The following is an 11,919-nucleotide window of genomic DNA, read 5'->3' as shown; positions in this document are numbered from 1 at the left end:
AGAGGTTAAGCAGCCATTAGAGGTGGCTTTCCTTTGTTAGCTTGATGTGGTCTTTCATGGTTGTAATGCCACAACCAGTTTGTTGCATAATCTTGTACTTCATCCAAAGTATCAAATAAATGCTTGCTCAGCCAACTATAACGTATGGTCCGATTATAGCGTTCAATATACGCATTCTGCTGTGGCTTACCCGGTTGAATATATTCAATACGAATACCATGCTCAGTAGCCCAGCGCACAAATTCGTGACTGATAAATTCGGGACCATTATCGCATCGGATCACTAACGGTTTTTCTCTCCACTCCAGCAATTGATTCAACGTACGAATAACCCTGATTGTGGGCAATGAGAACCCTGCTTCAATGGCTAGGCCTTCGCGGCGGTAATCATCAATCACATTCAATAATCGAAACTTGCGACCATCGGAAAGCTGATCATGCATAAAATCTAATGACCAAACCTGATTTTCTCGGATTGGTTCTTTCAATGGTTCAGGCGCATGCCGTTTTAGTCTTCTTCTCGGTTTAATACGCAGATTCAGTGCCAACTCACAGTAAATGCGGTAAACCCGCTTGTGATTCCAGCAGCAACTCTCAACATGCCGTAAATACGAGAAGCACAAACCAAAGCCCCAATCGGAATTTTCCTCAGTGAGTTCAATGAGCTGTTCAGCAATGAGTGCATTGTCATCGCTGAGTTTGGCTTGATAGCGGTAGCAGGTTTCACTAATGCCAAATGCTTTACAAGCCAAACGAATACTAATGGCATGCTGGGCAACTGCCTGTTGTGCCATCTTACGCTGGCAAGATGGCTTTACCACTTTTTTGCCATCGCTTCCTGGATGATTTCGGCCTTTAATCGCTCTTCCGCATACATCTTTTTAAGTCTGGTATTTTCGGCTTCTAGCTCTTTCAGTCGAGCCATTAATGATGTATCCATACCACCATATTTGGCACGCCATTTATAAAAGGTAGCATTACTCATGCCGTGTACACGGCAAAGGGTCGCTACAGGTGTGCCAGATTCTGCCTGTTTCAAGATGGACATGATCTGACTATCAGTAAATTTAGATGTTTTCATGCAGAATCTCCTGCTCGTATCTTAAGAGAAAATTCTACTTTTAGATCCTATTATTTTTAGGGGGGATTACCGTATCTTTCACATTCGTCACAGTACCTTGACCTAAGGTTGCCTTGGTCAGTTGTTCTGTTTCTTGCCCGCTGCTATTGATACCAATGGTCGTTGAACCTTTTGGAGCTGTAGAAGCTTCTTTAGTTCCCTTTTGTGGAATACCAATACTGGTCGATACATTAATTTCAAAAATTAAAATCCTTTAACGTCTTTCCTTTTTCATCCAATAATTTATATACAAAATCAGGTTCAATTTTTAAAAATAACTCAATAACATCATGAATTTTCCAACCATGTATTTCTGGATGATCAATGATTGAAATTAAATGTTCTTTTAAAAATGGAATATATTCTTTGAAGTCCTCATCGATTATTAAACCAAATAAAGAATCTATTCCAAAAGGTTGAGTATTAGCAAGCTCTATTATTTTGACAATATATGGAAACAATTTTTTTCTTGTTAAGGTACCTAGACCATGGTCAGATTTATCAGCCCAATAACGAATAAATGCTCTAAGAACATGTTGCAATGTATCATCATAACCATTTAGCCTATGATCAATAAAACCATTTAATTTATTGTTTTCAAATAATGCAGTTAAAGCATTAAAACCATAATCATCTCCCCAAAATGTCAACAATTTAGCAGCTTGGAATACAATATAGTCATCCGAATTTGTTAATAATTCTCTTAACTGTTCTATACGGCTAACTGAAATATCTTCAGCATCTAAGTCCTCTGCTATATCTGTATAATTGACACTATCAGGAATCTCATTTAATAAGTCTATAATCTTCTGTTCCAACTCTATACTCCTTACAAACTATTTCTTTATGTATTCTGATGGAACACAACCTTTGATTAAGCATTCCCCATCTCTAATAGCATGATTCAAATCTTTATTTGCATCTCTTAATTTATCTCGATTTTTTTTACTAGGATTACGATCATATTTCGCCTGAGCTGCATCGACTTTAGATTGTAATTCCTTTCTAACTTCGGTATGTGTCACAATCTGACTACCAGAAATCTTACCTGCATCAATATCTTCCTGCAATCGCTTCGTATCAATCTTAATTTGCTCACCACCATAATTTTTAGAATCAATAGCTATTGCTGGATCACTTGTTGAAATGTATGGTGTATTCTCAGAATTACCACCTCTAATATGAGATTGAACAGATCCTGTTCCTTCAGGGTTTGCAGCAACCAAATCACCTTTGTCATTTATGTAAGCTTTTGGTTTACCTTTATAATTTTCTGTAGCAGAAAAATCATGATCATTACGAGTAACATAATCAGGAACAGTAGGTTTTACTGATATTTCATCACTATTTTTAGCTTTTCCTTTCCCTGAAATTAGTGTCTCAGCAGCTATACCAACAATAAAAGTAGCACCTAGCTTTGCATTTTGCAGTGATTCCGCATAATTAAGACTTCGTTGAAAATCATCATCGCTTAGTCCAAGCTGTTTCAACTCACTAATTTTTTCAGACCGACTCCAATCATCATATAGACCATCTGAAAGTCCGTAGAGTGATTTTACTAAATGATCTGATACCGCATTTGTAGCATAATCAATATATTCTCCACTAAATTGATTAACTATATATCCTGCTGTTGCTTTTACAGGCCCTCCTAACAACACGCTAGCAGCAAGTTGTATTTTTTCAATGTCAACACCACTATCTACAGAAATTTTTTCTATATTTTTACTAATTTCTGCTGCCGCATGTAAAAATTTAAAACCTAGTAAATCCGTTTCTTTTACAGCAAGAGAACTATCTGTATTTTCAGCTAATATACTAATTAAGGAGTTTGAGTTGACTATTGGTTGCTCTTTAGAGAGCTCAGAATTAAGAATCTGTTCAATGCCACTACCATTCTGACTCAAAATATCTAATTGTTCTTGGACAGCAGATAATTTTTGAATTGCATACCAATAATTATCTGTATCTATAATCTTTTCGACCTCTTTAATTTCAAGACCATTTTTCAATAGCTCCCCTGCAACTTGCTGCCCATATTCCTCTAAACCCTCAAAATCTGCTGGTAAACTATAAAGTTTTGCTTGTATATTATTTAAACTTTGTAAAGCCTTCTCTTTATATTCTCCCTCAGGCATTTGCTTCACAATATTTTCAGCACTTTGACGGAAATTTTCAGGTAATTCCTTCTGCTCTTGAATAATCTCCGCCCGTCCACTCTTACTCAGTAAACGCTGATCAACCGTCACAGAACCATCCAGCATGCCCGTCACTTGGTCACGAGTAATTTCTTGCGTATTATTAATGTCCCGATTGGTGCTGTCTGAGGCATTTGCAACAGTCCCTTGACCCATCGTTGCCTTAGTCAATTGTTCTGTTTCTTGTCCACTGCTGTTAAGGCCAATGGTGGTTGAACCGTTTGGATATTTGGATTTTTCTCCATCTTTGTTGTTCGTGGTTTTGCCTATCGTCGTTGATACATTAAAACCACTGCTACTGTTGTAGTTATGATCTTCTATGTCTTTCAGCGCAAGTTCGCCTGAATAGTTCAGCTTACCGTGATCCGTTAATGTGCCGTCTTCATTCTTCGTCGCATTGGCAATCACACCACCAATACTGGTAATATTTTTAACACCCATCGCATCTAGATCAGCATCGTTCTGCGCATTGCCAATCAGCAGCTTACTAGTGTCATTTACCCATGCACTGTCAATGCTGCCCTTACTTTGGTTATAGCCAGCGCTGATATTGCTGGCTTTACCGTTAGAACCAAAACCTAAGCCAATATTTCCGCCTTTGCTGCTATTACTGCTAGTCTCTGTATCCTGCAAGCTTTCTACATGGATCTGATTTACTTGTAGATTACCTCGGTCAGCGATAGAAACCTCACCGCCCTGAATATTCAGTTTGTCTATTGCACCTTCAGTACGATTCAGCACAACTTCACTATTTACGTGGGTGAGGCTTTCGTTTTGTGATTGGCTGGTTTGCTTGCCTATTGAAGCACTGCCGCCACCGCCATAGGTATAGCTCACACTTTGGCTATTGGTTTTACTATTGCTGTCCTGTTTACTATGCTCGACGCCTGCAGTCACATTGAGGTCTTTGCTGCCATCAAAGGTCGTGGTGCCTGTTGCATTCACTCGGCTGCCTTGGATATTGATGTCTTGGCCTTCTGATTTAAGCTGAAGGTTATTTAAATCTAAGTTGCTACCTTGCCATTGGCTTTGTTCTGTATTCGTGGTCGTCGTAGTTTCAATCCTTTCACCATTGGCACCAATAGTAAAGCCATAGGTTGCACTGCTTGCAGCCGCAGATGCGGCTGCTGCCCCTACAGCAATCTGTGCACTTGCCACATTGGCCGTTGCCATTGCGACATTGGCTTTGCTGTCATCTAAGGCTCCTTTGGTAATTCGACCCGCTGCATAGTCACGTTGTGCTTGGCTATAATCATCTTTAGCTTTAGATAAGGCTTTAGTTGCATCTGCAACAGCTTCTACCGCTAAGATTGCATCTAAATAGGCATTGCGAATGCCGACTTCTGTACTGATGGTTTCAGTATGAGTCTTTTCTTCTGTGGTGGTTTTATTTTCATAACCGCCTATGTTAAGATTTCCTCGACCATGATCAATGATCGTATCACCTGTCGCTGTGATATTTTGGCCGAGGATATCTACACCTTCTGCACCTTGAATTGTTAAATTTTCAGTATTGATATTGCCTGACTTATGCGTTGTGGCTGTAGTTTTAACGGTATTCTCTGCGTCTTCAAGTACAAAGCCGCCCACTCGAATGCTGTCTTTATTCAGCTTAACCCCAAGACCTTGTACCGTTTCTTTGCTGTTTGACGTAACAGTTTTGTGTTGTTCTTCTGCTGCATCGAGCGTGACTTTTTTGCCCGCTAAGACCGTGTTCTGTGCATCAATGTTGCTACTGGTCAGTGTCGTTTGACCTGCTGAACCCACATAGACATTATTGGCACCAAGATCGGTCCCTGTTTGTGTTCTTTGCTCAGTCCGTGTGCTCGATGATTCTCCGATCGTGATCTTCGGTGCTTTTAATCCCGGAGCTAAAGCCTCAATACCCGCTAAGCCAACAGCAGTCACTTTCATTAAGTCTTTGGCAATGCCACGATAACCTTTTTGGGTTTCATCCCATTGCTGATCATTGGTTTCTAATGTCGTCAGACTGACATTTTCGGGCAGGGCATTACCATCTTTGGATTTTAAACTGCCATCCGCTTGGCGTTCGAATTGTTTATTGCCAATATAAATATTGTCTTGAGCTTGTATATCATTGGCTTGCAGCTCGATATTTTTACCGGCATTGATATCAACATTTTTGCCAGCTTTGAGCTGTGTTTGTGCAACATCTTCGTCGATATATCCTGATTGACGGTTTTTAAATTGAATTGTATTTTTCTTGGCTGTTTCCGTGCTCTTTATATCAGTATCAATATCTGACAAAAGTTTTACATTGCCTTGGTTTGCCGTAATTTGAATGCTGTCTTTCGCACCAGCTTGCAGGTGCGTGGCTTGAATATCTCCTGTTTGGCTATTGATCAGGATATTGCCACCCGATTGGATGTCGGTTGCAATCGATTGACTGGTCGAAGATTGGATTTTTTTATCTGTTGTAGAGAAGCCACCTTTTTCTTGGGCTGCAAGCTGAGAACTGCGTTCATCTCGTCCATTTTCGATCAAGACATTTTGTCCAGCATCAATCACTACATTGCCCGACGTACTGTTCAAGGTGCTGGCTTTAATCTGAGTATTGGCACCACTTTGCAGGGAAATATTTCCTTTCGCCTGAATCTGCGTCCCTACATCTCGACTCGAAGCATTCAGAATCTGATCCTTGTCACCTGCTGAGCTTAAATCACTGCGACTGACATTCACCGTAGAAAGATTCAGGTCTTGTCCCGCTTGGATCGCAATGCTACCTTGGCTTTGTAGATCTGATGCAGTCAGATTGATATTATTCTTGGCATTGGCAACCAGCTGACCATCCGCATCTTGTACATACAGCCCAGCAACACGGCCAATGTTTTCAGCGCTAAATTCACTTAAACCGTGCTTATTTTCAGTTTTAATCGTCGTGGTGATGTTGTTAATGTCTCGGCCCGCATCAAGGGCAAGGATTTGATTGGCGGTCATTGTCCCACCAATATTATTGATATCGGTGTGTGCTGTCGCAAAGACATCTCGACCTTGTATTAAGCCACCCACGTTATTAATGTTATTGGCTTCAAGACTCACCAATTGGCGTCCAGCAATACTGCCTTGGTTGTTTAAATCCCCACTCAGTTTTAAATTGACCGTCTCGCCTGCAATCAAGGCACCTTTGTTGTTTAAGTCCCCCGACTGTACCGCAACATACACTTTCGGTACCAAGACTTGGATTTTTTCGCCATCAACGGTAATGGTTTCTGTCACCAGCCACACCATATCACTGGTCAATCGAGCAATCTGTGCTTCTGAGAGCTTCACTCCAACACTTAAATTAAGATCTTTGGCAGCACTTACCCCAGAATCCATCAAGGCTTTGAATTGATCCTCGAAGTTCGTATAACCATCTAAATAAACTTGACCCGTCAGTTGTGCAATTTGGTCATTGACCAGTTTTTGCTCGTAATAACCATCCCCTAAACGTTTTTGCATATTTTGTGGGTTGGTCGCGAACATTTGCAGCATGTAATCACTGCCTAACCAATTTTTATAATTGGTAAAGGCATCGCTGCTTTCAATCAAAGGGCGGTTATTATTTTCTTTATTAACGCTGTATAAGGATTGCAGCGGTAAGCTGAGTTCTGAGGTATCACCATTTAATGTGCCTTGGTGAGCACCATCATATTTCACCACATCAAGTTTTATTGGCGTTACGATATCAGCTGGATTATAGGGTTTAACACTGTTCCACTTACTTCGTTTACTTGTACCTAATGTATTCCAACCTACATAGTGATACTGTGATGTCCCCGTTTTAATCACACGATGCTCACCCTCAGCATCAATATTATTCACTTCATTTTGTTCAATATTAATGCCTTTCGTCGCTAGAATTTGGCTCTTGTCATTGGTCAGGCTTTGGCCTTTTAGCGTCAGTGTGCCACCTGAAATAATCTCCGCTGGTGCACTGGAATCCACATAGTGTTGGGTTTCGTACTGGTTGTAGATATATCGGGTATAGTCTTCATATTTTTGACCATCCAGATAAATGCTGTCATAACTGCCACGACCTGTAATATGCGATGAATCAAGAATTTCAGCGCTTCCAGCACCTTGATAAGCGGTCACATCTTTGCGGGTTTCTGGTATTTCTTTGACACTTGAACTGAAATGCAAATTTCGGTTGGTCAAAATATCCACGCCTAAGTACATATCACCCACGGATTGAATACGTGCACTGGCATTGTCTAATAATGCGGCAGAGCCTTCTGCCATATGGTTTGCATTGAGTTGTCCACCAACAGTCAGCGCACCTTCGCTGGCAATTAAGGCTTGTTCTCGGTTTTCAATTTTTCCGCCTGCAATATCTAAGCGTTGACGTGCCGCAATCGTGCCTGCTTTGACATCGCCATTGGTTTGCTGTTCTGCATTGAGAAGATGCGCGGCTTGCAGGGCAATATGGTCACCATAGATTTGACCTGTACCCACGTTTTGGATGCCTTGACTGGCATCAATACGAGTTAAACCTTGGCTATTAATGAGGCCGGTATTGTTGACGTTTTCAGCCTGAATGCGTTGATCGCCTAGACTTAATATCTTGCCATTATTGTTTAAATCTTTTGCTTGAAGATTTAAACTCGCTGGGGTGCTATCGACTTTATTTTCTGCAACTACTGCACCGCTATTTTGCAGCTCGCCATTGGCACTGATTTTAATATGCCCGGCTGAAGCAAACACTTGCCCTGCATTGTTAATCCCAACCCCTTGTTCGGTACTGATTAAACTGATTTTGCCCGCATACATTCCGCCTAAGTGACTGGTATCAATGGCAAACTGTGGCACAGTGCCTGCCAACCCCGAAGCCGCCTGTATCGCACCAGCCTGCGGATTAACTTCAATATCATTTTGTCCAGCAACCACCGTCAATTCTTTAGCCCAAATCCCCGCATTGATCTGTGCAGCACGGCTGAGTAACTGGGTATAGTCGGCTTTACTGGCATCCAAGCCCTGACCTGTGATGTTAATCACCCCGTCACGGACTTGATAACCTGTCACTTGTCCATTTTGAATATTCGGATTGGCGGTACTTAAAGTCACCCCACCTGCATTGATAAAACCGCCACCATCGACATTAATCCCAGCTTGGTTGGCAATGATCACATCTGCTTTACGTCCACCGACCTCTACATAGCCATTTAAGTGACTTGGATTGCTGCCGTTCACCTGATTAACAATGACTTTGGCTTCACCGCCTGCAAGCCACGGATTGGCTTGGATATAACCCCCAAGCTGCGTTTGAGTATTTTGGCGGCTGTTATTTAAAATGACACCGTTCTGATTCACATCAAATTGCTGGTAGTGATTCACCGATACCCCAGCTTTGCTTGGGGTTTGAATATTCACCTGCGTTGTGCCATTGGCACTGTTCAATATCGTTGGACGCTGATTGCCTGCCGCATTCGAGTCTGCAACAACATTGCTGTGCGATACACCAATAGATGCATTGATCAGGGCAGTGCCTGTAATCAGCATCAATGAAAATGAAAGAACTTTTAAAGCTAAACTTTTTTCAGAAGCAACGACTGGTGTTTCAAGATCAACCGCTTTATTATTCTGTGTTGAGGCTTGTCCTGCAGCTGCGACATTTTCTGCAACAGCAATCATTTCACCACGGGTTTGACTAAAAATCGTTTTATAGCAGTTCTTATTCATTTTTCAATTACCAATGTGTCTTTATTTGGGAGATTTTTTCGCTTTAATACTACGAGCTCATTTTTTAGTTTGTACTTTTCTTTAGATCAGAATGAATAACTGGCACTAAAACCATAATTCAAATCATAATTTTGGAAATATTCAGGCTTCTTGATTGGTTTACCGATAAATATATCGTAGTAAAAAGTGCCACCCACCTTAAATTGACCACGTAGCCCCATCGCACCACCCACAAGGGTTTTACCTAAAAGCCATTGGGCAGATTGACCATCAACATGCCCAGCATCCAAGGCCATATAGAATTGATGTGCGGGAAAAATAGACATGGCTAAATCATTGCGCCAGTAGAAGCCACGGTCTGCTGCTAGGGTTAGGTCACCATCAAAACCGCGTACTGTATACCTTCCACCAATGGAAAGCCGGTCTTGGATGGTCAGCGGGGTGTCATTGTATTGCGCTCTAAAGGCACTTGAGTAGCTATATTGCTGGTTCTCAAATTGGAACGGAACATTCAGATTGGCATCTAGCGTCCAGATCTTCATCCGTGATGTACCTTCGTTCAGCGCTTCCTCAACTGCTGGTAATGAATCGAATGCACCTGTGCCTCGCTTATACCCTAGACTCAAATCCAGCACTGCAAATTGAATATATTCACGATGATCAAGGTTTAACTGCCAACCCGCAACATCTCTGCGCTGTATGGTCAGTTCGGCATCATCAATATAGCTTTTAGATTCTCGATGCCAGCCTTTCAAGGTCGCTGAGGTTTTACGCTTGGCATCCCGATAAAGCAATCGGGTCAAGCCTAAGTCTTGAGTCTGACTTTCTCCATTATAGTTATAGACATTATTGGTGCCTGCAACAGCTTGGTCATAATTGTATCGACTCGCATTGGCGCTGATCAGCCAGTTTTTATAAGGGACTGAATAATGAAGGGCATAGTTATGGGTTCCGCTCTTCACAGTGGTTCCATTTTGATCCGTAATCTCTTGCTGATCTGCTAAGTTACGGCCCATGGTGACGTAAAATAAGTCACTTCTAAATAAAGGGTTATCGACTGAAACGGTGATGTTACCTTGGTATTTACCGGTTTGACGACTACCGGCATCATCAGCACTTAAGGTCACGCGAATTGGAATTTTTCGCTGTTTCCATTTGACGATAACATCACTTTGATTGGGCGCATCTGCAGGAATAATTTGAATATCAGCTTCCGCTGTAGGCAGTCTTTTTAAGTTTTCTAAGCCTTGCTCTAAGTCACGTAAATTGAGAATATCGCCACTCTTCATTGGAAAGATATTTTTGGCATATTGAATTCGGCCTGCTCGGGTATTTTCCTCATCACTTAAATCGAGTTTGATTTCTCGAACTAATCCCGGAATGACGGTGAGTTTTAATACGCCTGTACTTAAGTTTTGAGGTGCAGCCAATATTCGTGTCGTAGTAAAGCCTCGGCCAATGATGATGTTCTGCGTTTGCGTCATCAACAGATTAATTCGCTGCTCACCCATGCATAAACCTGGAGTAAAACTTAAATCTTTTAACGCTTGTTGCACATATTGATCAAAATGCTTACTCATTTCGCCATCAAGTTCAACTGTCTTGATTTCAAAACAATTCTGATCTTCAAGGTCGGTAAGTTGTACAGCTTCTTTTTTTTGGATGACATCTAAATTAACATCACGTTCTGGTTGTATAATTTTTTCTAGTTCTGCTTGGCGCTGCTGGTTTCGAATCAAACCATCTATCGCTGGATCAAATGTTTCTGCAAATGCAAAAGGAGTAACAACAAAACCACCCAAAGTAAGCAAAATACTTTTTAATACTATATTTTTTTTGAACATAAATTTATTGCATGTTAAATTTTGCGCAGAAATTAACAAATAATGACCAAATATTCAATGGTATTTTATTTTTCAATTTCTCCCATTAGATTGTACCCCTCAATAGACACTTAACTTTCATTCTGCAGGACACCTTCACTTGCCACATGTGTCGTTGATAGCCAATCTGACCATTGTTCTTGATATAACTGTACCATATGAGCACTTGGCTGTTTTTTCGTAAGCGTCCGCTGAACACACCTTATGAATTCATCCTATAAGCCTTAATTTAGTCCCCACTTAAAAACAAGTGGGGACTTAAATTTATGACGACAAATAATCAGACATCCATCGCATCTCTAGCGAAAAAACGAAGAACATACAGTGCTGAATTTAAACAGCAGATCGTTCAGGCTTGTAAAGCACCTGACGTTTCAATTGCTTCGGTCGCTTTGCAACATGGATTGAATGCAAATCTTGTATCCAAATGGATTCGCTTATTTGATGGTAAACCAAAGAATGATCGCTCACCACCACCGAATAAACCTGCATTTATTGCCTTATCCTGCTCTGCACCATTAGATCCTATTTCTACTAATATGTTAACGGTTCAAATTGCTTTACCTCACTCAAAAGCAGAAATTGGCTTTGTGATACGGGTCTGATTTTTCTTGATAAGCTGTGGCTCAAATTTACCCTCACGATCTCTAGGGGTATCTAGTTCAAACTCACCATCATCAGTCAGTAGACGCTTCGTTGTGTAACCATTGCGAGCATTTTTACCTGTTCGTGGACTATTCTTTTCGTAACCTAAATGGTCGGTGAGTTCCGCATTAAGGGCAGTTTCAACAGTCAATTTCTTTAAAGCCCGACTAAAATTATTGAGATCGAGTTCGGTTTTTAGGTTCTTGGCTAACTCTTTAGCGAGTGCCAACATTGCTTCATCTTTCATGGTAAACACCTTTTGTTTGACCCCAACAACGTTGGGGGAGTTTAAGCGTTTACATAGTTTTATTTACAGTCTCAACAAATCCGAAAACAAGGCATCACCATTGCTCATCTAAGGAGTAGACCCAGATACGATATTAGGCATATT

At 41.1% G+C, this 11,919-nt stretch carries 5 protein-coding genes and 1 pseudogene; 1 reads left to right on the top strand and 5 read right to left on the bottom strand.

Annotated features, from left to right (window positions below; genetic code table 11):
* Window positions 1–5: 5 nt before the first annotated feature.
* From FTV14_RS11275 to FTV14_RS11260, 4 genes are all read right to left on the bottom strand, one after another.
* Window positions 6–1,081 (bottom strand): IS3 family transposase gene (locus tag FTV14_RS11275; protein ID WP_179991387.1). Its coding sequence is split into 2 segments (ribosomal slippage): window positions 6–829 and window positions 829–1,081, totalling 1,077 coding nucleotides; the frame shifts between segments, so codons are not numbered across the junction.
* 236 nt (window positions 1,082–1,317) lie between these two features.
* Entirely contained in the window at window positions 1,318–1,938 is a 621-nt protein-coding gene (locus tag FTV14_RS11270) for a hypothetical protein (RefSeq protein WP_154320123.1), read from the bottom strand.
* Window positions 1,939–1,956: 18 nt separating this feature from the next.
* On the bottom strand, window positions 1,957–9,000 hold the full coding sequence (locus tag FTV14_RS11265; protein WP_179989050.1) for a hemagglutinin repeat-containing protein: 7,044 nt from the start codon (window positions 8,998–9,000) through the stop codon (window positions 1,957–1,959).
* Window positions 9,001–9,086: 86 nt separating this feature from the next.
* Window positions 9,087–10,844: a ShlB/FhaC/HecB family hemolysin secretion/activation protein gene (locus FTV14_RS11260; protein WP_154320126.1), complete on the bottom strand. Its 1,758-nt coding sequence runs from the start codon at window positions 10,842–10,844 to the stop codon at window positions 9,087–9,089.
* Between the two features lie 305 nt (window positions 10,845–11,149).
* Between FTV14_RS11260 and FTV14_RS11255 the strand changes: the two genes are divergently transcribed.
* On the top strand, window positions 11,150–11,488 hold the full coding sequence (locus FTV14_RS11255) for a transposase (RefSeq protein WP_154320127.1): 339 nt from the start codon (window positions 11,150–11,152) through the stop codon (window positions 11,486–11,488).
* On the opposite strand, the pseudogene FTV14_RS11250 reads toward FTV14_RS11255, so the two are convergent.
* Window positions 11,473–11,775: pseudogene (locus tag FTV14_RS11250) on the bottom strand (transposase); the annotation flags it as partial. The gene FTV14_RS11255 and the pseudogene FTV14_RS11250 sit on opposite strands and share 16 nt — an antisense overlap.
* Window positions 11,776–11,919 lie beyond the last annotated feature (144 nt).

It is taken from the genome of Acinetobacter sp. YH12236, from assembly GCF_013417645.1.
GTDB lineage: Bacteria > Pseudomonadota > Gammaproteobacteria > Pseudomonadales > Moraxellaceae > Acinetobacter.
Note: the sequence above shows the minus strand (reverse complement) of the source record. Positions and strands in the feature narration are given on the sequence as shown.

Bases quoted from the DNA above. Each gene is read 5' to 3' on its own strand.
- FTV14_RS11265 (WP_179989050.1), bottom strand. From the start codon at position 9,000: ATGAATAAGAACTGCTATAAAACGATTTTTAGTCAAACCCGTGGTGAA.
- FTV14_RS11260 (WP_154320126.1), bottom strand. From the start codon at position 10,844: ATGTTCAAAAAAAATATAGTATTAAAAAGTATTTTGCTTACTTTGGGT.
- FTV14_RS11255 (WP_154320127.1), top strand. From the start codon at position 11,150: ATGACGACAAATAATCAGACATCCATCGCATCTCTAGCGAAAAAACGA.